Origin of the sequence: Treponema sp. UBA785, from assembly GCF_002297065.1 — a bacterium.
Lineage (GTDB): Bacteria > Spirochaetota > Spirochaetia > Treponematales > Treponemataceae > Treponema_D.
Genome location: NZ_DBJD01000011.1, coordinates 21,169 through 42,774, shown reverse-complemented (window position 1 = coordinate 42,774; position 21,606 = coordinate 21,169). Strand labels below are relative to the sequence as shown.

General features: G+C 40.0%; 15 protein-coding genes. 6 read left to right on the top strand and 9 right to left on the bottom strand.

Annotated features, from left to right (window positions below; genetic code table 11):
- The first annotated feature begins 287 nt into the window (after positions 1 to 287).
- The 4 genes from lepB to B2X33_RS00790 all read left to right on the top strand — a co-directional run bounded on the left by lepB (position 288) and on the right by B2X33_RS00790 (position 6,121).
- Positions 288 to 806 (top strand): signal peptidase I, encoded by a 519-nt coding sequence (gene lepB / locus B2X33_RS00805; protein WP_296666792.1) that lies wholly within the window; start codon positions 288 to 290, stop codon positions 804 to 806.
- Positions 803 to 2,677 (top strand): PASTA domain-containing penicillin-binding protein, encoded by a 1,875-nt coding sequence (locus B2X33_RS00800; protein WP_296020331.1) that lies wholly within the window; start codon positions 803 to 805, stop codon positions 2,675 to 2,677. The genes lepB and B2X33_RS00800 overlap by 4 nt, the downstream gene beginning before the upstream one ends.
- Positions 2,658 to 4,556, top strand: coding sequence for a motility associated factor glycosyltransferase family protein (locus B2X33_RS00795; RefSeq protein ID WP_296666788.1), 1,899 nt, complete (start codon positions 2,658 to 2,660; stop codon positions 4,554 to 4,556). Before B2X33_RS00800 ends, B2X33_RS00795 begins: the two co-directional genes overlap by 20 nt.
- Positions 4,557 to 4,870: 314 nt before the next feature.
- Positions 4,871 to 6,121, top strand: a complete 1,251-nt coding sequence (locus B2X33_RS00790; RefSeq protein WP_296020257.1) for an HD-GYP domain-containing protein — start codon at positions 4,871 to 4,873, stop codon at positions 6,119 to 6,121.
- Between the two features lie 339 nt (positions 6,122 to 6,460).
- Here B2X33_RS00790 and B2X33_RS00785 read toward each other — a convergent pair whose 3' ends face one another.
- Both B2X33_RS00785 and B2X33_RS00780 read right to left on the bottom strand, forming a co-directional pair.
- Positions 6,461 to 7,267, bottom strand: coding sequence for an aldo/keto reductase (locus tag B2X33_RS00785; RefSeq protein ID WP_296666783.1), 807 nt, complete (start codon positions 7,265 to 7,267; stop codon positions 6,461 to 6,463).
- A gap of 27 nt (positions 7,268 to 7,294) precedes the next feature.
- On the bottom strand, positions 7,295 to 8,788 hold the full coding sequence (locus B2X33_RS00780; RefSeq protein WP_296020264.1) for a glycine--tRNA ligase: 1,494 nt from the start codon (positions 8,786 to 8,788) through the stop codon (positions 7,295 to 7,297).
- Between the two features lie 195 nt (positions 8,789 to 8,983).
- Between B2X33_RS00780 and B2X33_RS00775 the strand changes: the two genes are divergently transcribed.
- On the top strand, positions 8,984 to 10,351 hold the full coding sequence (locus B2X33_RS00775) for a hypothetical protein (RefSeq protein WP_296666781.1): 1,368 nt from the start codon (positions 8,984 to 8,986) through the stop codon (positions 10,349 to 10,351).
- A gap of 113 nt (positions 10,352 to 10,464) precedes the next feature.
- Here B2X33_RS00775 and B2X33_RS00770 read toward each other — a convergent pair whose 3' ends face one another.
- The 3 genes from B2X33_RS00770 to B2X33_RS00760 all read right to left on the bottom strand — a co-directional run bounded on the left by B2X33_RS00770 (position 10,465) and on the right by B2X33_RS00760 (position 15,559).
- A complete protein-coding gene (locus B2X33_RS00770) occupies positions 10,465 to 11,262 on the bottom strand; it encodes a TIGR02757 family protein (RefSeq protein ID WP_296666778.1) in 798 nt (265 codons plus the stop codon).
- A 128-nt stretch (positions 11,263 to 11,390) separates the two neighbouring features.
- The gene (locus B2X33_RS00765; RefSeq protein ID WP_296666775.1) at positions 11,391 to 14,507 is read right to left on the bottom strand and encodes a FlgD immunoglobulin-like domain containing protein; all 3,117 of its coding nucleotides are present in this window, start codon (positions 14,505 to 14,507) and stop codon (positions 11,391 to 11,393) included.
- Between the two features lie 2 nt (positions 14,508 to 14,509).
- Positions 14,510 to 15,559, bottom strand: coding sequence for a hypothetical protein (locus tag B2X33_RS00760; protein WP_296020275.1), 1,050 nt, complete (start codon positions 15,557 to 15,559; stop codon positions 14,510 to 14,512).
- A gap of 195 nt (positions 15,560 to 15,754) precedes the next feature.
- Here B2X33_RS00760 and B2X33_RS00755 point away from each other — a divergent pair, with 195 nt between their 5' ends.
- A complete protein-coding gene (locus B2X33_RS00755) occupies positions 15,755 to 16,477 on the top strand; it encodes an SAM-dependent methyltransferase (RefSeq protein WP_296666772.1) in 723 nt (240 codons plus the stop codon).
- 128 nt (positions 16,478 to 16,605) lie between these two features.
- Here B2X33_RS00755 and B2X33_RS00750 read toward each other — a convergent pair whose 3' ends face one another.
- The 4 genes from B2X33_RS00750 to B2X33_RS00735 all read right to left on the bottom strand — a co-directional run.
- Positions 16,606 to 17,355, bottom strand: coding sequence for a Bax inhibitor-1/YccA family protein (locus tag B2X33_RS00750; protein WP_296020280.1), 750 nt, complete (start codon positions 17,353 to 17,355; stop codon positions 16,606 to 16,608).
- Between the two features lie 82 nt (positions 17,356 to 17,437).
- Positions 17,438 to 20,236 carry an ankyrin repeat domain-containing protein gene (locus B2X33_RS00745; RefSeq protein ID WP_296666769.1) on the bottom strand — a complete coding sequence of 933 codons (2,799 nt, stop codon included), beginning with the start codon at positions 20,234 to 20,236 and terminating at the stop codon, positions 17,438 to 17,440.
- Between the two features lie 98 nt (positions 20,237 to 20,334).
- The gene (locus tag B2X33_RS00740) at positions 20,335 to 20,652 is read right to left on the bottom strand and encodes a Trp family transcriptional regulator (protein ID WP_296020285.1); all 318 of its coding nucleotides are present in this window, start codon (positions 20,650 to 20,652) and stop codon (positions 20,335 to 20,337) included.
- Between the two features lie 188 nt (positions 20,653 to 20,840).
- Positions 20,841 to 21,606, bottom strand: a 766-nt coding sequence (locus B2X33_RS00735) for an oligopeptide/dipeptide ABC transporter ATP-binding protein (protein WP_296666766.1), incomplete at its 5' end; no start/stop codon positions are given.

Below are 21,606 nucleotides of genomic sequence, written 5' to 3'. Positions count from 1 at the left end.
AAAGACAAAGCAACAAAAAAATGCAGATTCTTTTTAAGCGCGCAGGACGAATCAGACTCCTGAAATTTACATAGGGAACAGAAACCGCAAAAGCAGGATTAGAGCGCGCTCCTGAAAAAGCTTTTTTAGAATGTTCAAACTCCGAAAACTTAAAAGCCTTTCTTCTGAATTTTAAAAGTAAACTTTTGGTTCTGGCAGAGCTTCTCGATTTTGGAGAGCTGCCAACATAACTGATTATCTGCATACGTCTATTATCGGAACGCAAAATTCGTTATATTAGAAAAAAGATGTCTAAGTCAAATTTATCCTCAACAAATAAATCTATAATTTTTATAACCTGCTGCGGTCTTCTTTTGGGTTTTATCGTTAAACTTTTTGCGGTTGAAGTTCTTCACGTTTCCGGAACTTCTATGGAAAGCGCGATTCACGACAAATCAACTGTCGTTGTAAACAAACTCGCCTACGGAATTATCAAGCCTTTTTCAAACTCGCTTTTGATTCAATGGAAGGAGCCTCAAGCTGGCGATGTCGTCATTTATTTATATAACAACAAAATAGTCGTAAAAAGGTGCGTTGCCTGCGAAGGACAGTCACTAGAATATTCATCAAATCCAGTGTATACTGTAAAAGTTGGAGACAATGAAATTCCGCTTACAGAAAGCCAGTATATGCGGCTAAAAGACGCAGCTCAGGTTCCAGAAGGTTATATACTGGCTGTCGGCGACAATTATGAAGTTTCGGTTGACTCGCGTGATTACGGTTTTGTTTCTGTAAAAAATGTGTTGGGAAAAGTTTTATGCAAATGAACGAATACTTCAACAAAAGACGGGTTTTGATATTTTGCATCGTTATAGCGCTGTTTGCAGGTTATATTTTCTTCAAATATGCAGTTCTTGCCTTAAAAAAAACACCGGAAACAAAAACTTATTCTCCGCTTGTGCAGAGAGGCTCTATTTTAGACAAAAATGGGAAACCTCTTGCTGTTCCGACAAATTTTTATCACGTAGGAGCAACGCCTTCTGCAATCAAAGACTTGGGAAATTTTGTAAAACTTTTTTCGCCAGTTCTAAAAATTGATGAGCATCAGCTGGCAAACACAATTTCTTCCAACGCAGATTCAAATTTTGTTTACCTCAAGAAAAAAATCGACCAAAACGATTATGAAATTTTAAAAGAAATTACGGACAAAAATGGACTTTTTTCGGCGGTCAGGTTTGACAGAGTTCCAGGAAGGATTTATCCAGAAAAGGAACTTGCCAGCCAGGTGATCGGCTACATGGGGAGCGACGGAACAGGGCTTACAGGAATTGAATACACAGAACAAAACCTGCTTTCACCTCCTGTAAATCCAGACGCTCCGATTGATGTTGAAGGGAAAAATATTTATCTGACGATTGATGCAAATCTTCAGTTCAAATTGGAAAAAATTGCGCAAAATGCAATTGAACGGACTCATGCGGCAAGCTTGATGATGATTGCAGCAGAAGCAAAAACTGGAGAAATTATTTCTTATATTTCACTTCCATCGGCAGATTTAAATCAGTATTCAAAGGCAACTCCCGCCCAAATGAAAGATTTGCCGGCAACCGAAAGTTATGAACCCGGTTCTGTTTTTAAAATTTTTTCAATTGCGGCTTTTTTTGACTCAGGCGCGATTTCTGAAAATGACACTTTTTATTGCGATGGAATTTACGAAAAAAAGACTTCCAGCGGCGAAAGAATAAGAATCACCTGTCTTGACCACCACGGCTGGATTACCGCCAGAGAAGCGCTCAAATTTTCGTGCAACGATGCTTTGGCTCAAATGTCTGAAAAAATTGAAAGTGAACAGTTTTTGTCCAGACTGAGAAGTTTTGGTTTTGGCTCAAAAACAGGAGTAGAGCTTCCCGGAGAAACAGCAGGCGCAGTCCGCAATACCAGCGACAGATTCTGGTCTGCCCGCTCAAAGCCGACAATTGCAATCGGACAGGAGATTTCCGTAAGTGCGCTGCAAATGGTCGAAGCCGCAACTGCAATTGCAAACGGCGGAATTCCGGTTCAACTTACTTTAATTAAAAAAATTACAAACCAGGCTGGAATTGAAGAATACATCCATTCTCCAAATTTTAAACCGCAGATAATAAACAATCAGACTTCAAAATATATCTTGAGCTGCATGCAAACTGTTGCACAGACAGGAACTGGCTCAAGAGCAAACTTGAGCGATATTTCAATCGGTGTAAAAACAGGAACTGCACAAATGGCAGATCCTGTAAACGGAGGATATTCAAAAACAGACTTTATCTCTAACTGTATTGCAATTTTTCCGACCGAAAATCCGGAAATAATACTCTATATTGTAATTGAAAAGGCAAAAGGCGAAACTTACGCTGGAAGAATTGTTGCTCCTGTTATTGGCGAAGCGGCAAGCATAATAATCGACCATTTGGGGATGAGCCGAGGAGGAGCGTCGAGCCTTGCACATTCAGGACTTATAAAAATTCAAAACAATGCGGAAATTCAAATCGACAAGACAGTTCCGAATTTTAAGGGACTTCCAAAGAGAAACCTCCTGCCATTGCTAAACCGCTCTGATTTAAAAATTAAAATCAACGGCGAAGGATGGGTTACCGCTCAGACGCCTGAACCTGGAGTTCCGCTCACACAGGACACCGAAATTGAACTCTTTTTGGAATAAAAACATTTCTCTTTTTAAAGCACGTTTTTCTTTTCTGGCAGAACAACTCGAAAAAACTTTTCCTCTAAATGAACAAAAAGAACCTGATTTTGCTTTTTGGCAAGTCGTTATTTCAAAAAACGGAGAACTTACCGCCAAAGAAAACGGAATTTTTCTTCATTCATCGTATGCGCCAAAAAAAGAAGCTGTTTCAACCGTCAAAAATGCAAAAACAGAACAGACAGAATGCGCCGTTTTTTTTTCAATGGGACTTGGCTACGCCCCTTTAGAATGGGCAAAAAGTTTTCCTGAAGATTCGATAATCATTGTAGAACCAGAACCTCAATATTTTTTTGCAGCCTTAAAATATACAGATTTCGAACCATTGCTTAAGCACAAAAAACTGATTGTTCTTTTACAGGCAGAACTCCACGATGTAATTACTCTGACAGAACATTCTGCGCCATTTTCACACACCGCGCTCATAGAAAACAAAGCGCAGTCTCAACATTCAAAAGAATATTTTGAATCACTTCATTTCCTTTTTGAGCGCAATCAGCAAAAAGAAAAAATAAACAGTTCGACACTCGAAAAATTTTCAAAGCTTTGGCTAAGAAATTCCTGCTTTAACCTGCCGTTTTTGGCCATTTTGGACGGAATAAACATTTACAAAAATGTCTGTCCACAAGACCTGCCCTGTCTTTTGATTGCCGCAGGTCCAGGACTTTCAGAAATTCTGCCTTTTTTAAAAGAATTAAAAAAACGCTGTCTGACAGTTGCAGTCGACACTGCCCTGAGCGCCTGCCTAAAAGCAGAGGTTGAACCAGATTTTATTGTCCTTACCGATCCGCAATACTACGCCTACAGGCACATTGCAGGGCTTAAAAGCAAGTCCAGCGTTTTGATTACGGAATCCGCCGTCTGCCCGGCAGTTTACCGTTTTAACTGCCGAAAAACAGTTTTGTGCTCATCACTTTTTCCGCTCGGTCAGTATTTTGAAGAAAAACTCGGTCACAAAGGAAAACTTGGAAGCGGAGGCTCAGTTGCCACAACGGCTTGGGATTTTTGCAGGATAATCGGCGCAAAAGAAATTTATTGCGCAGGACTTGATTTAGGTTATCCAAAAAAAAATACACATATCCGTGGTTCTCTTTTTGAAGAAAAAGCGCATTTTTCAAGCACAAGGTTGAATTCTGCCGAAAAAATGCTTGCAACTTCAATTTTTGCGGCAAATCCGGTTTTAGGACAAGATTACGAAAAAAACACAATTGTTACGGATTCAAAAATGAAGATGTTTGCATGGTGGTTTGAAAGCCAGACTCAAAAATATCCTGAAACGACCTCTTTTTCGCTCAGCAAAACTTCCCTAAAAATTCCAGGATTTTACTGCGCAGACGTCCAGACTTTGCTTAAGCAGGACGAAAAGATAAGCCTTCGCAACCAGTTTTTTGAAGCCGAAAAAAAATCTCGAAAATCAGACTGCGGACAGCAAAAACTTTTGCAAAATTTTAACGCTGCATTTGAAGAACTCAAAAATGGCCTTGAAAACCTTTACTCGCTTGCAAGAAAAGCGTTTTTTACCTGCGAAAAAACAATTTCCGACAAAAATCTTTCTACAGAAAAAATTCAAAAGGCGCTAAAATCTCTTGAGCAAACTGATTTTGAACTAAGAAATTCTCAGTTTACACAAATTGCCTCGCTTGTTTTTCCGACTGAAGCAAAACTCAACGAACTTTTCAGTTCACAAGTTTTACCAAAAGACAAAACCTCCGCAGTTTTTTCACGTTCAAAAATTGTATACGAAGAATTGATGAAATCCGTGCGCCAGTATCAGCAATTTTTGCAAAAAAATGATTTTTTTTCAAAAAACACTAAAGTCGAATTTACAAAGGAACGATAATATAAATGTCTTTGGTTGAAACAACAGGACGTGAAAAACCTTTTTAGGCTTTTCAAACATCCAGACGCCCTGTAAAAATAAAAGACGCGCCGAATAACCGGCTTTCCATGTAAAAAAGAGAAGAAAAAGTGAAAGTTTTCTTCTCTTTTTTTGTTTTGTGGCAGGGATGGTAGTGGACGCGAAGCGTGTGCAAAGCACCGGAGGCGCGCAAGACGCCGTAGCCACGGACAGCCCGGTTTTTGTGAAGCGGAGCGAAACAAAAAGCCACCCAATAAAAATTTAATAATCTGCTGAATTCTGCCGATAATACCAATATGAATTCGTTTCCAGTTTCGACAATAAAAGAAAACACATTCTTTAACCGCGACCTTTTTATTGATAAAAATTTTTTGCTTTTAAACTCTTTGTGCCCGTTTACGGATTCTCTAAAAAAAACGCTTCTTGAATGGGGATTTAAAGCCGTTTATTCAGAAGGCTCGCAGGGAGTTGGACAAATTTCTGTTCCTGTAAAAGCAGATCCGGCAGATTTTAAAAATGTTTCTATTGACGATCTTGAACTGGACGATTCGGATAAAAAGCCAAAGATTGGCGAAAATGCAAAAAAAGCAATTAAAGACGCAAAAGCAAGCCTTGCAAACAATGAAAAATCGCGGATGGACGTTGTTCAAACTGTTTATAACGAATACATGAATTACATAACCGCCGTCTATACACGCTATGCAACTCACAAAGTTTTAAATTACACTGAAATTTCAGAAACTGTCAAAGAACTGTGCATTTTTATAAAAGAAAACCGCCGCTACGTTCTGCGCATTACGCCTTCTCAAGACACAATTACAAAAAACTATCTTATAAGCCACAGCATGCGCTCGACTGTAATTGCAATTGTAATTGCGCTTCAGCTTAGATTTTCTCTTTCAAAAATCGTTGATTTGGGAGTTTGCTGCATTCTGCACGAAATTGGACAAATTCGCCTTCCGCCGCAGCTTTATATGACAGACAGGCGTCTTTCTCCGTCAGAAAAACAAAAACTCGCGACACATGCAGTTTTGGGCTTTAACATTGCAAAAGAAAACAATTTTCCAACTCAAATTCAGCTTGGAATTTTGGAACATCATGAGCGCGAAAACCGTTCAGGCTACCCTCGCCGCCTTGAAGGAAGCCAAATTGACATTTTTGCAAAGATTATTGGAGTAGCATGCACCTTTGAAGCAATTACCGCTCCAAGACACTTTAGGCAGGCCCGCTCTTCTTATGCTGCCATGGTCGAAATTCTTAAAAATGAAGGAAAACAGTTTGACGACACCGTAATCAAGGCGCTGCTCTACTCTCTTTCGCTTTTTCCAATTGGAGCGTGGGTTTACCTTGTCAACGGAAAAATTGCCCAAGTTACGGACGCAAGTCCAGATTCCCCAGGAAATCCGATTGTTTCTCTCCTTGGCGAAAAAGATTCCTTTGGAAATCCAATTACGATTCAGACTGACAACGACAAAAACAAAATTGTCCGGGTTTTAAACAAGCAGGAAACTCAGGATATGCTCAAAACGATGAATATTCAAAAATAAAGAAGAATTTAAAACTAATTAGGCTCAATTTCGAGTTTCGCTAAAAATAGCTACTTAGCCCGAATGTCGCGTTTTGATAAGAACAGTAATTTAAGTGTCATGGAGATTGGCTAATAAAGCTCTAAATGACATTGCCGTGCTTGATACTGCGATGTTTGCATAGTAAACTCGGTTAGCAATCTCTAAATAATTGTAATATATACATTCGATTTTCGGATTCAGCCCCAGAAAAAAAATGACATAAAAAATTCTTTTTGGTCATTTCCATCTGTCGGAATTTTTCAGTAAATTATCGGGACCAAGCCCGATAATGACAAAAAAAGGGAAAAAAGTCCAAAACTAATTAAAAAAGAATCTTGCTTTTTCGAGTTCCTGTTCAAATTTTTCGTCAATTATCGGTGGATTTTCTGTAAAATATAGAATTTGCTGTAATTCTTCCTGGCTGTGAGCGCCCCAAACAGGAACTGCGGAATCAAATTGGCTAAAAAAACCCAGCGCAAGAGGAATATTCTGGACTACGCCACCACACAACGGCTGCATTGCAATAAAACCGACGTCTTTTTCGCGACAGTCAAGAACAAGTTCCTGAACTTCGATAGGACATAAAAGATTAAATGGATATTGCAAAGTTTCCCAGGGACCGTTTCCATTCAATAAATTGCGCGCCATATCAAAATTTTCAGTACAAATTCCAATATGGTGAATTATGCCTTGCTTTTTAAGGTTCAAAAGTTTTTCAACGATTTTATCCTCTCCTTCGCATTTTGGCAAAAAAGAAGGATTATCCAACTGGTAAAGGTCGATATAATCTGTTTTTAAGGCGGCAAGACTCAATTCAATATCACGGAAAAGCTCATCGTTATTAGAGGCTCGTGTTTTTGTTGCTATAAAAATATCTTTTCTAATTGCACCATGAAGGGCGCTTCCAAGACGTTTTTCGCTTTCTTCGCTTGTCCGCGACGTGTCAAAAAAATTTATTCCTCCTTCATAAGCGCTGCTTATAATTTGAGAAGCCTGCTTATCGTCAGAAACATTTGCTAAAGCCATTGCTCCCAATGCAGTTCGGCTTACGAGAAGATTAGATTTTCCTAGGGCTACATAATCCATAAAAACAGAAACAAAGGCTGTCAGAAAAACATAATTCAAAAAAATATTTTTCCGGCAGCCTATTTTTTAATCTCTTACAACAGGTTTGTAATTTTTAATTGCGTTAAAAAGGAAAGCGTGCAGGTCAGAGAGTTTTACTCTTTCCTGTTCCATTGAGTCGCGGAAGCGGACAGTAACAGTGTCAAAAAGTTCATTTGCAGAACCGTCTTCTTTCTTTTCGGTAATTGTATCGTAATCAACTGTTACACAGAAAGGAGTTCCAACTTCGTCCTGTCTGCGATAGCGTTTTCCAACTGTACCAGAAGTATCGAAATCTGTAACAAAATCTTCTTTTAAAAGATGCTGAATTTCCTTTGCCTTTTCTGAAAGTCCGTCTTTTTTCATCAATGGAAGAACAGCAACTGTAACAGGAGCAAGACGAGGATCGAGATGAAGAACTGTGCGGTAGTCTTCTTTTCCGTCTTTTCCGACATTTTCTTCTTCGTAAGCTTCGCACAAGAACATGAGGAAATTGCGGTTAAGTCCAGCAGATGTTTCGATTACATAAGGAATGTATTTTTTGTTTCCGTCTTCCTGATCGATGTAAGACATATCTTTTTTAGAGAATGTCTGGTGCTGAGAAAGGTCAAAGTCTGTTCTTGAGTGAATGCCTTCAACTTCTTCAAAACCGATTGGAAATTTGTAAGTAACATCGTAAGCATCTTTTGCATAATGCGCAAGTTTGTCGTGGTGATGCCATTTCAAGTGATTTTCTGCAATACCGTATTTAAGGTAGAATGCCCAGCGTTCTTTTCTCCAGCGTTCAAAAGTTTCATCTTCTGTTCCTGGCTTACAGAAATATTCCATTTCCATCTGCTCAAACTCGCATGTACGGAAAATAAAGTTTTTAAAGATGATCTCGTTGCGGAAGGATTTGCCAACCTGAGCAACGCCGAAAGGAATTTTCATACGGTTTGACTGCACAATGTTCTTAAAATCAGTAAAAATTCCCTGACAAGTTTCTGGGCGAAGATAAATCAAATGACTTTCATCGGCAATCGGCCCCTGATATGTTTTGAACATAAGATTGAATTCGCGGACAGCCGTATATTTTCTGTTTTTTGAATGACAGGCAGGACAGTCGATGTTCGCATCGATATAAGCCTTCATTTCTTCGTGAGTCATTGTATCAACTGGTTTTCCAGGATCTTTGTCCGGATTTGCGGCGACAAAATCTTCAATCAATTTATCTGCACGGTGGCGAGCCTGACATTCAAGACAGTCAACCATTGGGTCTGAAAAATGATCTACGTGGCCAGAAGCCTTCCATGTTGTGTGATGCTGGAAAATTGCAGAATCAAGACCAACAACATCATCGTGAAGCTGAGTCATTTCTTTCCACCACGCATTCTGAATATTGCGTTTAAAATCTACACCCAAAGGACCGTAATCCCAAGCACCAGCCTGACCGCCGTAAATTTCCGAAGCCTGATAAACAAAACCACGTCTTTTGCAGAGTGAAATGATTTTGTCGAGCGTACATGCATGCGGATCAACCGCAGTCTTTTCGTCTTTTGCCATAATATCTCCTAATCCGTCACTGGCTTGCGACAGTTACTAAAAATATAATGAAAAAGATTATATCACAAAAAATTATACGTGAAAACATACATAGAACAGGCACAAAAACTCCAAAAGTATTATAATTTTAAAATACGGTAAAATAGCAGCACGAATAAAATGCTATTTTTTAATTTAATTCCGGAGGAAAAGCAAATGAAGAAAATTTTAACAGTTTTATCTGCCGTAATTTTTGGAACATCTGTTGCCAGCGCACAGGTTTTAAGTTCACAGCAGATGAAAAATACGGCTTGGATTGGTTTTGGAGCGCCAATCGATGGCAACGCGACATTTTACGGTTTTACAGATACTTTCCAGGCAAGATTTGACCGCGGAAATTTTACTATTGAAGGCATGCTCAACTGGAGTTTTCTTGCAAATTACGACAACGAAGGCGATGTAGATAATTTCGTTTTTGGAACTTCAAACGGCAACCCTCTTTCTCTCAAATACGGCACAAGAGGAAGCTCTTCTTATTATGCAGGCGACAACACCTTGTCAAACGAAGCTCTTGCGGTTGCAGCTGCTACAGGCACAGTTCTGAATAATCAGGCAAATGTTTCAAATACAATTCAGGATTCTTACTATGTAAATTTTATCTGGCATCCTAAAAAGAATTTTGATATTGGCGTTGGAACAAAACTCAACTGGCAAGTAGGTCCGGCACCTCGTTACGGAAACTGGCTTTGGGAAGCAGACTCTCACGTTCGTCAGGGCGGTTTTTCAACATCTTATGACGACAGATCAGGCAGCTCATTCCAAACATCTTCCGAAGCAACCGGTTCTTATAAATTCAATGTTGATGCGCCAGGTTCTGCCGATGTCGTAGGATTTATTCCTTATGCAAACAAATACGCTAAACGTGCGCTTGGCGTGCGATACAATTACAATTCAAAAGACTTGAAATTTCAGGTCGGAGCCGCAATTCCAAATGGATTCAACACAGACGACCCTGCTATAAACCTTGGTATTCAAGTTGCGCCAACAAAATGGCTCAGCATTGCCGCAACACTCGAAGGAGCATTTGAAGAAAAGGCAAATTTCTATTCGGGCGCTACAATCGGAGCTGAAAACTTTGTTCTTGACCTTTACATTGCAGCAGATTCGCTTTTTTCTGACGCTGAGAATGACGAAGCTTACGGCGCAGGAGCCGCAATCAACTTTATAATTCCAAACACAAAGCTCAATCTCCGCCCGGAAATCGGCTTAAACTTCTTTGAAAATAGCCATTACGATTTTGCATGGTACACAGGAGCAACACTTTCGTTTGCAATTAACAACAAAACAGGATTCAATTTATGGGGTTCTTGGGCACAAGGCTCAAAAGACGACCGCTGGGCTGATTACAAAGTTTCAAAAGACTGGAACGGCGGCCATGTTTTAAATCTCCGCCCTGAGCTTACATACGATTTTTCAAAAAATACAACTTTTGCAGTTTATGCTGACTTTGAGCAGAGAACTTCATTTGACGGTGAAAACCGCAGATGTTGGTCAAGCGGTGTATTTATGACATACATTTTCTAAAAAAATATTTTTCATACTATCATTTCGGATTTAAGCCGGCAAAAAAAACTGTCTTCAAATTCGGAATATAAATTTTAATAAAGTGCCTGTGATTTTTTGCACAGGCATTTTCTTTAATTGTCAACGCCAAGACCAAAAAGAGCAAAATCTCCGCGCGCAGGATCCCCTGGAAAATACTCATTCATTTTTTTTGAAAGTGCAACAGCGGTTTTTAAGTTTGCAGAAGGAATTTTTCCAGAAGAAGTTTTTTCGATAAGTGAAAATTTTACGGCTTCCTGCATTACGTGAGTGTCCAATGGAATTAAAAGCCTGTTTTTGTCGTACCAGTTCCATAAGCCTAAATCAACTGGCGAGTTTTCGCGGACCATCCACCTTAAAAACATATTCAACTTTTTCGCGGCTCCATTTTTTGAGCGGCATATCAAAGCACATTCACCGCAAAAACTCTCGGCAATGACAGAATGAAGAAAAATCTCTTCTTTATTCTGAATATTTTCAATTGAATTTTCCCATTTTCCCTTAAAGAATTCGCCTAAAGTTTCTTTTTGACTTAAAAAAATCTGCAAATTCCTAAAAAAATTCTTCATATCACAAAAAGTGTACATTCTGTAAAATGACTTTTTGCTTTCATCAAAAAATTTCTCATATTCCCCGTCCAAAATCCATTGCGCCGGAGTTTTTTTTGATTCTTTTATCATATCGAGAATAATTTGAATATGGGAAAGAATCTGATCCCGCCTTCCAAATGCTAGATTTGCCGACAAAAAAGCGACAATTTCCGCATCTCTGACAGTTCCACCATTTTTAGGCGAAAATTTATGCATAAACTGCGATGGATCTTTTTGCAAAAATTGAGAAGTTTCGTATTTGTCAGCAAGTAAAATGATTCTTTGTTTTAAGGACAGGCACATTTTTGTAATTTTTTCAGAAAAAAACGGACTGCCAAACAAGTTCGATTTTTAACAGCGATTGGCTTTTTTTTACCAAAATCGCTGCAAGTCTTGCTTTTTAACAAGCCCGTTTTTTACAAGTTTAAATTTTATTTGTTAAGAATGAATTCAACACGGCGGTTTTTCCACCAGTTGTCTTTGTCGCTTCTTGCAACAACTGGCTGACTTCCGCCACGGCCAACAGCTGTAAGCCGGGCAGAATCTACTCCGTTTTTCCTGAGCTGTTCCTTTACAAACTCTGCACGTTCCTGAGAAAGAGGTTTAAGAGCTTTTCCATACTGTACAGTATCTTGAGTTTCTTCCGCTTCAGTTCCAGAAACGTTGTTTGCGTGGCCTTCGATTGTTACAGTGTAGTTTTTGAATTTGTTCAAAATTTCTGCAATTCTCTTAAGAACGCGTTCGTTGTTTGACTTTTGAGCAAGTGTAATTCCGCCCTTTATTTCATCTTCGGTCTTAAAGTCTGCTGCGTCTGAACGGAAGATGATTGATGGAACTGCCATCTTGAGAACATCGCCAACACGGATTACAAGAACGTCTACGCTAATTTTTCCTTCTACAGTACTTGTCATGCCGAGAGTGTCGGTTGCTGTAAATACATAAGGATAATCCATTGCAGACTGAACAAGTTCACCGTTATTTCCGCGTCCGTCCCAAACAAGCCGTTCTGTAATCGTTGATTTTCCGTTTACAGACCAAAATGTTTTTCCGTTTTCTGGATCTTTTACGACAAATGACCAATTCTTTAGCGGAACAGTGCTGTTTCCTTTTAGCTGAATGTAAAGGTCATCGTCTTCGCCGTCATTGTCTGGAGAGAAATAGCGAGGCGCTGTTTTTACAGAAAGCTGAGGTGGAGTTACAGTACATATAAATGCAGATGAAACGGCATTTACGAGATTTCCCTTTTCGTAAGAAATTGAAAGATTCCCGGTAAATACGCCTTCGACAACTTTTCCGTCAGCATCGTTTCCGTCCCAATTTATTACGGCTGGCAAATCTTTTGACTGCTCACTTGTCCACTGTCTTACAACCTTGCCTTCTGCGCTTGTAATTGCAAATTTCCATTCAGAAATTCCATCCACAACGCTCGTTCTTACTGTAAATTTCTGAAGATCGGCAATTCCATCCCCGTTTGGAGCAAAATATTCAAGATCAGCAGTTAAATAAGCCTTTGTTTCGCGCTTGTCAACTTTTAGACCGGCAATTTCTGCATCGGCACGGTTTCCAGCGGCATCAACCGAAGCAAATACAATCTTGTAAAGACCGTCCGCAACCTTGTTTCCGCTGCCGTCCGTTCCATCCCATTCGAAATTCGGAACACTGCCCTTCCATTCGTAAGATTTTACAACATCGGCTTTTGAATCAACAATTTTTGCAGTCCATTTCTCTTCATAAGATGAATTTGCAGTTACAGGAACAATATCTCTGTTTCCATCACCGTCTGGAGAGAATACTGTATAAGGAACAGAAATTTCGATTGAAGGCGCAATGCTGTCAATTGTAAACGGCTGGCTTGAAGCAGAAGCCTCGGAACCGTTTTTAGATTTTACAGAAAGCTTTGCAGAATAACTTCCGTCTACACAGCGGCTTCCGTTCGAGGCAAGACCGTTCCATTTTATTTCTGAAGGAAGAGATTTTTGTGCATTCTGAGCCCAAACCAGTTCTCCGTTTTCGCCATGAATTTCAAGAGAATAATGCTCTACTTCTCCGCTCTTTACAACAGGAACAAATTTTACGCTTGCCGAAGCCGGATTGAAAGAGGCCGGGCTTACAGTAAGAATAAGCTCGGTTTTGCTTGTATCAAGCGCAAAGTGAGGAGATTCAATTTTTGTTGAATTTCCTGCGGCATCGTTTGCAGTCAAAACGTATTTATAATTTCCGTCTTTTGAAAGAATATTTTTTGAATCAAGTCCGTCCCAGCTTAATTTTTCCGGCAAATATGAACCAAATTCAAACTTCTTTACAGCATTTCCATCTAAATCTAAAATTGTTCCTGTCCAGTCCGAAACCGGCGAAAGAGAATTGCTTACTGTTGCCTGTGCAATTTCGAGCAAATCAAGATTGCCATCTCCGTCTGGAGAGAATGTTGAATTCTTTATTGTTACAGTCGCGCTTGGAGCAGTATTGTCGAGCGTGAATACAGGCGACCTTAAAGGATCTGGTTCAAAACCGTTGAGATATTTTGCAGTAACCTTCGCATAATAAGTTCCTTCTGGCGCAACCTGTTCAGAGTCAGTTTTTCCGTCAAATTCAATATTTTCCGGAGGATTGTCAGTTCCCGAATAAATGCGGATCGCGTCTCCATTTTTGTCTTCGATTGCAACTTTCCATTCAACTAGTTTGTTTCCTGTTTTTGCCTGATTTGGAGCGGGAATTTTTACATTGAATAAAACAGTATCGTTTACACCGTCGCCATTTGGAGAAAAATATCTGTTTCCGCTGAGAGTAATATTTACAGCAGGTTTTTCTGCGGAATAAATGATATTTGAAATTATAGCTGGCGCAGAAACGTTTCCTGCACGGTCTGTCGCAGTAATTCTGTAAGAATAAACTCCGTCTTTTACAAAAACGCCGTTGTCGTCAGTTCCAGCCCAATCAAATTTCAGAGGTTCGCTTTCTGTCCATTTAAACACGCGTACAGGAACTCCAACAGAATCATAAAAAGTTCCATTCCATAAATCTTCAAGTGAACCAGACTGTCTTATTGTAAGAACAGATTTTGCTCCTTCACCAAAGATTTTTGCATCCTGGCTTGGCTGAACAAGCTCAATTTCTGGCGCAGTATTGTCAACAATTACGACAAATTCTCTTGTAGAAGCAGTGTTTTGATTGTCGTCTGTTGCGCTGAAAGAATAGTAATATGTTCCGTCTGGAGCAGTTTCGCCGTTGTCCATAACACCGTTCCAAACTACAGTTTCTGGAATTGTTACACCAGTTTTTGGAGCAACAAGCTGCTTAAAAAATTTTTTTAGTCCAAGTTTTTCCGGACGTTTTTCTTTATTGCCGATTGTGCGGACAACTTCGCCTTTTTCGTTTTTTACTGTAAAACTCCATTCGGTCACATAGCGTTTTTCTTTTATCTGAAGAGGAACTTCAAGAACATCCTGAACGCCATCATTGTTTGGAGAAATATAAACAGGGCCTTTTTCTGCAAAAACCGAAGCTGAAAAAGCAAGTGCCAATGCCGCAAAAAAATATCTTTTATTCATAACTATTTTTCTCCCCAAAGGATAATTTCTGGAGCCTGAGTATCTTTAAGGCCGAGGTTGATTTTTGCCCCGGCGCTGACTGCATTCACGTTTTTGTAAAGCTGCTTCCAGGCACCGCTTACAGTCATTTCGCTCTGTTCCCAGCCTTTTTTTGCCAAAAGAGAGCCGTCCTTAGAATTAAAATTGAATTGGAAACTTACTCCGACAGAAGGCAATATATTTTTTGAACCTTCAGAAAATTCCCTGGCGTCGTATTCCCACGAAGAACTTAGTTTTACAACGTTAGCAAAAAGCAGCTGAAGTCCTGCATCGCACACAAAATTCTGGAACGAAGGAAAAGAAAAATCAAGGCTTGCTCCAGCCTTAAAATTATTTTGCTTAAAAAAAGTTGCGGCCGCTCCCATTTTTGGAGTTGCAATTCCCGGCCATTCAGACGCTTCGCTGCCTGTAATTCCAAGAACAGTTGTATTTCCGAGCTGTTTTCCAATATTTAGCAGGACTGCGCCAAAGCGAATGTCTTTTAAAATTCCAGCTTCGCCAAATTCATAAAAAGCGCCCAAATTTACGCCGCCACGCCAGTCAGAATTATGGCCGTAAAAAACTCCAAGCTCGGCGCTCGCTCCAACAGAAAGTTTGTCGGTTACATCTTTTGCAATATTTGCCGTAAAGTTAAAAGAATTTCCCAAATGCATATCATAAAAAGGCACAAAAACGCCCTGAACTAAAAATGAAGAAACGCACCATCTTGAAGGAAGAAGAATACCGCCTTCAAAAGCCCCTCCAACAGATTTGTCAGATTCGTCCTTGCTGTCAAAAAGCATTGTTCCGGAAAGATTTAAAACAGCACGCTGCTCAAAAGCCGTAAGAGCAGGATTATTTACGACAGAATCCGGAGAAACAGAAAACAACGGTCCGCCAGCAGAAGAAGAACCTTCGCTCAAAAGTTCCGGAGAAGAAATGCGGAGAAGATTTTGTCCGCCAGCCGGAGGATTATACGCATACAAGGCTGCACCAGCACATAAAACGGCAGATGCAATAATTTTTTTAAACATACATAAACTCCTGTATTTTTACCTGAAAATAAAGACTAAATCAGATAAAGCAGTTTCTTTATATTATAATATTTTCTATTAAAAAATTCTCGATATTATCAATTTATAGAACAAAAAAAATATAAAGATGTTTCTTCTGTAAGTCATTTTTACAGCAAATCTCTAAAATTGCAATTTTTTTCGGCAAATTTTATAATGGTTTTTATGAAACCAGCCCTTTATTTAATTCCGAGCAAACTTGGCGAAAACACAGAAATTGAAAGCGTTATTCCAGCAAAAAATATCGAAACAGTAAAAAATATACGCCATTTTATTGTAGAAAGCAGAAAGTGCGCAGTTCGATTTTTGATTGAACTTGATAAAAATTTTCCGATAGATGAATGTTCTTTTTATGAACTAAGCGAGCACACAGACGAAAAAAAAGATTTGAGCAAGATTTTAAGTTTTCTTGAAAAAGGCGAGCCTATGGGAGTTTTGAGCGATGCCGGCTGTCCTGCCGTAGGAGATCCCGGAAGCCGGGCAGTCGAAATTGCCCATAAAAAAAATCTTGAAGTAATTCCGCTGGCAGGTCCAAATTCAATGATTATGGCGATTATGGCGAGCGGTTTTAACGGACAAAATTTTGCTTTTAACGGTTATCTTCCTGTCAAAAACGGCGAACGCGAGACAAAGTTAAAACAGCTCGAAAACAGAATGTACAAAGAAAACCAGACTCAGCTTTTTATCGAAACTCCCTACAGAAACGAAAAAATGCTTGAGGCAATTTTGAGAATCTGCCGTCCGGAAACAAAACTTTGCGTTGCGGCTGGAATTACAACAGAAAAACAGTTTATAAAGACAAAAACCATAGTTCAGTGGAAAAAAACTCCAAAGCCTGAACTTTCAAAGATTCCTGCTATGTTTTTGATTTACAAATAAGGCTTAAAAAATGCGTTAGCGGCAGGAAGGGCGTGCAAGGCACGTTGCGAAACGAAGCGGAGCAATGAAGGCGAAAGCCGGAACCCTGGACAGAGCGGCCTGCAAACGCAGGCAACGCCCTATTTTTTCTAATCTTTTCTTTTTCCGAAAAGTTTTAAAAGTGCAAGCAAAATATTTATAAAGTCGAGGTAAAGTTCAAGCGCGCCAAGAATTGCAACTTTTTTGTAATCGTCCGTATTTTTTGAATTTTCGGCTGTTTTTAAGATTTTTTGGCTGTCGTAAGCGGTAAGCCCCGTAAAAACAAGAACTGTTGCAATGCTTACAATCAAATCCAGCATAGCAAGCGGCGCTCCTGTAAAAAACCCCAAGATAAAATGCAGGAGAGTCGCCAGAAGAATTCCCAAAAGTCCCATAACGCAGTAACGGCCGAGCTTTGTAAGATCAGATTTTGTTTTTGAACCGTAAATGCACATTACGACAAAAGTAGCTGAAGTAGCGAGAAATGCGTTTGCAATCGAAGCAATCTGGTAAACTGCAAAAATGCTGGAAAGCGAAATTCCATTTATGACAGAATAAAGTATAAAGGAAAATCTTGCCGTAAAAACGCTCATTGTGCGGATTTTTGCTGTTAAAAAAATTACGACTGCGATTTCGAGAAAGCACAAAAGCATAAATCCCATTCCGCGTCCCGCAAAAAGCATTTTGCCAAGATATGAAAGCTGCATGTGTCCGTCCAATGTCTGGGTAAAAATGTTTGCAGCTGTAAAATATGCGACAACTGCGCTCAAAAAAAGCGCAAATGCCATCCAGCCGTAGCAACGGCTTAAAAACTGTGATTTTTCCGCGACTGTCAAGCGGAGCGATTTTGTCTGTGTCATAAAACAAAAAACCTCGAAAATCAGATTTTAAAGCATCTCCAAAAGCCCAAAATGAACTTCTGGATTTTTGCTTTAAGATTCTTTATTTTAGCAATTCTGCAATTGCAGGTCTATTCCAGCGGGCTGCCATTTTTGAAGGAGTTTCGCCGCTGAGATTTTTTGCGGTGCGGTCAAGTCCAAGTTCAAGAAGATGCCGAACCTGGACATCGTTTGCAAGTCTAGCCGCATAATGCAGGATTGAATCTCCAGCAGTGTCAGTTTTGCGCGCATTGTACTTACAGATTGCATCAAGAATTTCGACATTTCCGTTTTTAAATGCGTTTGTAAGGGCGTTGTCGCCAGTTATTGTCGCTGCAAACGGGTCTGCTCCGCGTTCAATCAAAGTAAGGGCAAGGCTCTTTTGACTAGTTGTAATCGCCATATTGAGCGGAGTTACGCCTTTTCCGTTGCGCTGGCTTACAGGATAGCCCATTTTTATAAGCATATCGAGTTTTTGTGCAGAAACTTTCTTTTCTACGGCAATGTGAATCGGAGTATTTCCGTCAGAATCGACAATGTTGAGATTTGTGCCGAGCACAGCTCTCAGAACGTTTTCATCATAATTCAAGACAAGGCTGAATGGACTGTCGCCGTAAGTGTCGCGGCTGAGGGGATTTCCGCCAGCAGAACGAATCAATTCTATGATTTTTATATTTCCACCCAAGGCCGCTTCATGGAACGAATTGCGTCCGTTCATTTCCTGAATCAGTGGATTTGCTCCTTTTTCGAGCAATAAATTTACCATTTCCTCGTTTCCGCTCTGGATTGCGTCTACAAGAACAGAACGTCCTGTCACGTCGGTAGAATTTACGTTTGCTCCATTTTGTATAAGAAGAACAGCCATCTGCCTTTTGTCCGAACGGCAGCAATCGCTCAAGGCAGTTTTTCCAGAAAGGTTTTGAGAGTTTACATCGAATCCAAGAGAAATTACTGACTGCGCAGCCTGAAGACTGTTCCATTTTACTGCATAGTGCAACGGAGTGTTTCCAAGATGATCGCGTGTAAGATTTGAACGAGTGTCCGTAATAATTCCGTTTTCAACAAGAATATTTATTGTCGAAGAGGAATCAGCCTTTACAGCCGCAAAGAGAGCAGATTCTCCATTTGCATTTACAGCATTCACATTTGCGCCTTTTTGAATAAGGGCAGAAACCGCTTCATCAAGTTTCCATTCGCATGCGTAATGAAGAGGAGTATTGCCAGAACCGTCAGAAGCGTTCAATGTCTGGCTGGTAATAAGCCAGTCCTGCACTTCTCCACCCTGTGCCAGGGCAATGCGAAGCGGAGAATTGTTTTCTGTGTTTGAAGCAAAAATATCGGCATTTTTTGAAAGCAAAAGATCGCCCACGTCTTTTTTGTTTTTGCGGACAGCAAGGAAAAGAACAGAGTCTCCATCTTTGTTACGCGCGTTTACATCTGCTCCAGTTTCTACGAGAAATTTTATGTAGTCGAACGGGCTGTCTTTTATAAGAGCAATGTGCAGAGGAGTATTTCCGGCACTGTCTTTAGAAAGCACATTCTGAGGAGTAATCAAAGTTTTGAGCATATCAATCGAAGGACTTTCTAGCGCACGTGTAAGAGGCGTGTTTCCTTCCATATCTTCTGCGTTTATGTCGGCGCCTGCGCGGGCATAAAAAATCACGTGTTCAGTATTGTTTTTTTCGATTGCAAGGCTTAGCGGAGTTACACCTTTTTTGTTTCTTTCGTTTACAGGCGCTCCGTGGTTTATCAGAACAGAAAGCACATCTGTCTTTACAGCAGCCATTGTGCAGACATGAAGAACAGTATCGCCATACATATCTTTCTGAGTAACATCGGCGTTCGCAGACAAAAGCACGTTGTACATTTCAAGTTGTTTTTCCGCAGGAATTATAAGCAAGAAAGGCGATTTTCCAACAGCATCGAGAGCATCAACCTTCGCACCTGCATCAAGCAAAATCTTTGCAATTTCTACGCGTCCATAACGAACAGCTTCGTGCAATGGAGTTGAACCTGCAATATCCTGGGCCTGCAAAATATCCGAAATCCGGACAGGAGTTTTTTCGTTAAGAAAGTAATTTACAATTCCCGTATGGCCAAGAATCGTCGCAAAATGAAGAGGAGTCTGCCCGTCGGCAAAACGCAGCATCGTGTTGTGAGTGCGCACAGAATCTTCAAAATAAGCAAAGTCTCCTCGCTCACACTCGCATCCAGCCTGCAAAAGCGCAGCCGCAATTCTGACAGGAACAGTTTCGTCTGCACGCTTATAGCACAGAGAAAGAGGAGTGTCGCCTTCATTGTTTTTTACAGAAAGCGGAAGCTGCTTTTTTATGCAAAAATCAATCGCTTTTTCGTCGTCCGTCCGAACAAAATAATGGACAATCGAATCTCCGTTTATAGCGCGAATCTGCCCGGTTTTTTCGGTAATCATTACTTCATACCAAAGTTCATTTTTTGCAAGCGCAAGCTGGAGTGCGGAATTTTCAGAGGCATCCTTTGCAAAAATATTCGCTCCCATCTGAATCAAAATTTTTGCAGATTCAATATTGTCATTTTTTACCGCAACCAAAAGCGGAGTATCGCCGTCTGCATTTTCAATTTCCGTGCCGGCATTTTTAAAGGCAAAAAAAGCAATCAAATCAGCTTCGTTAATTCGCGCGCAGACATGAAGCGCAGTGTCGCCGTTTTTATCCTGAGCGTTGATGTCGGTTTTTGTAATAAAAAGCCCTTTTGCTTCTTCGTAACGCCCTTCTTTCAGCAATTTTTGAACAGACTCATCTTTTTCAACTGCCGTCGAATTGCATGATAAAAAAGCAAGGCAAAAAAACAAGGCAAAAAAACTAAATATCTTTAAATTTTTCATGCTGTCTCCCGTAATTTTCAAGTAAAATTTCTTTGTTAAATTATCGGAAGAAAAAATTTGAAGTTAAGAAAACCTGAATACTAAATCAAGAAAAAAAACTACAACTTTTTTGCAAGTTCCAGAAACCGCCTAAAAGCCGAATTCTGTTTTTTTAATTCCCGGGAACCGCGCGTAATTTTGCACAGCGACATTCCAAATTTTCTGGCAATTTCGCGTTGTGTAGTGCCTTTGTCGATTTCCTTAACCAAAAGCCAGCGGGTCGCAAAATCCCTCATTTCTGCAGGAGTAAAAAGGCAGCCGAAAAAATCATAAATCGTCTGTGGATCATTGTTTTTTGCAATTAAATTACACATTTCGCGCAAACCGTCATCAAGCAGAGCATTGCGTTCGTTTTCTGAAATTTCGTTCTGTTCCATAGAAACAATTATCTTACAAAAACGGCAAAAGGTCAAATTATCAAAATTTTGGAGCGCATTTTCGGTCAAGCCGGCTCTGCACGGTTCCGCTTCCGCTGCATTTTTGCGGCAATTTCGCAAAGCTCAATCACCGCAAAAACTTACGCCGTTCCGATCCGGGCTAAGATTTTCCTTAAAGCAGAATTTTTTTACAGACAAAAACACCGGACCTTGTGTCCGTCTTCCAAAACCGTCCATTCCGGCAAAGATTTCTGGCATTTTTCTGTTTTTTTCGGGCAGCGGTGAGCAAAAGGACAGCATTTCAAAGCTTCCAAAGAACTTTTTACCTCACATTCATTCTTAAACGAACTTTTTCCGCCTTCCGCTCCGGCAAATAAAAGTTTTGAATACGGATGCAAAGCCGTTTTGTAAAAATCTTCGGCATTTCCTTCTTCAACCAAAACTCCGCGGTACATTACGCCGATTTTGTCGCAAAAATAACAGCTTACGCGCAAGTCATGGGCAATAAAAAGACAGCTTAAATTTCTTTTTGAGCGGATTTCCTGCAAAAGATTTAAAATCTGTCCCTGAATCGAAACATCAAGAGCAGAAACAACTTCGTCGCAAATTAAAAGCTGCGGCTGCATCAAAAGTCCGCGCGCAATAGAAATTCTCTGCCTCTGTCCACCAGAAAATTCCGAAGGTCTGCGCTCAAGGTCAGATTTATCAAGACCGACCTCCTCTAAAATTTCTTCCGCCAGTTTTTTCAGTTCTTCTTTTTTTATTCCTTTTTTTTCGTACTTTAAGCCGTCTGTCAAAATCGAAAAAACTGTCATTCTCGGATTTAAAGAACGCGCGGGATCCTGAAAAATATATTTTATCAGTGAAGAACCCTGCTCATTTTCGCTTTTTTTATTTTCTGAACTTTTAAAGATTATTTTTCCGCTGTCCGCCTTGTACATTCCGACCAAAAGT

Excerpts from the sequence above, each read along its gene's own strand:
- B2X33_RS00765 (WP_296666775.1), bottom strand. The coding sequence starts at position 14,507 with ATGAATAAAAGATATTTTTTTGCGGCATTGGCACTTGCTTTTTCAGCT.
- B2X33_RS00775 (WP_296666781.1), top strand. The coding sequence starts at position 8,984 with ATGAAGAAAATTTTAACAGTTTTATCTGCCGTAATTTTTGGAACATCT.
- B2X33_RS00800 (WP_296020331.1), top strand. The coding sequence starts at position 803 with ATGAACGAATACTTCAACAAAAGACGGGTTTTGATATTTTGCATCGTT.
- B2X33_RS00750 (WP_296020280.1), bottom strand. The coding sequence starts at position 17,355 with ATGACACAGACAAAATCGCTCCGCTTGACAGTCGCGGAAAAATCACAG.
- B2X33_RS00755 (WP_296666772.1), top strand. The coding sequence starts at position 15,755 with ATGGTTTTTATGAAACCAGCCCTTTATTTAATTCCGAGCAAACTTGGC.
- B2X33_RS00760 (WP_296020275.1), bottom strand. The coding sequence starts at position 15,559 with ATGTTTAAAAAAATTATTGCATCTGCCGTTTTATGTGCTGGTGCAGCC.
- B2X33_RS00780 (WP_296020264.1), bottom strand. The coding sequence starts at position 8,788 with ATGGCAAAAGACGAAAAGACTGCGGTTGATCCGCATGCATGTACGCTC.
- B2X33_RS00745 (WP_296666769.1), bottom strand. The coding sequence starts at position 20,236 with ATGAAAAATTTAAAGATATTTAGTTTTTTTGCCTTGTTTTTTTGCCTT.
- B2X33_RS00790 (WP_296020257.1), top strand. The coding sequence starts at position 4,871 with ATGAATTCGTTTCCAGTTTCGACAATAAAAGAAAACACATTCTTTAAC.
- lepB (WP_296666792.1), top strand. The coding sequence starts at position 288 with ATGTCTAAGTCAAATTTATCCTCAACAAATAAATCTATAATTTTTATA.
- B2X33_RS00740 (WP_296020285.1), bottom strand. The coding sequence starts at position 20,652 with ATGGAACAGAACGAAATTTCAGAAAACGAACGCAATGCTCTGCTTGAT.
- B2X33_RS00770 (WP_296666778.1), bottom strand. The coding sequence starts at position 11,262 with ATGTGCCTGTCCTTAAAACAAAGAATCATTTTACTTGCTGACAAATAC.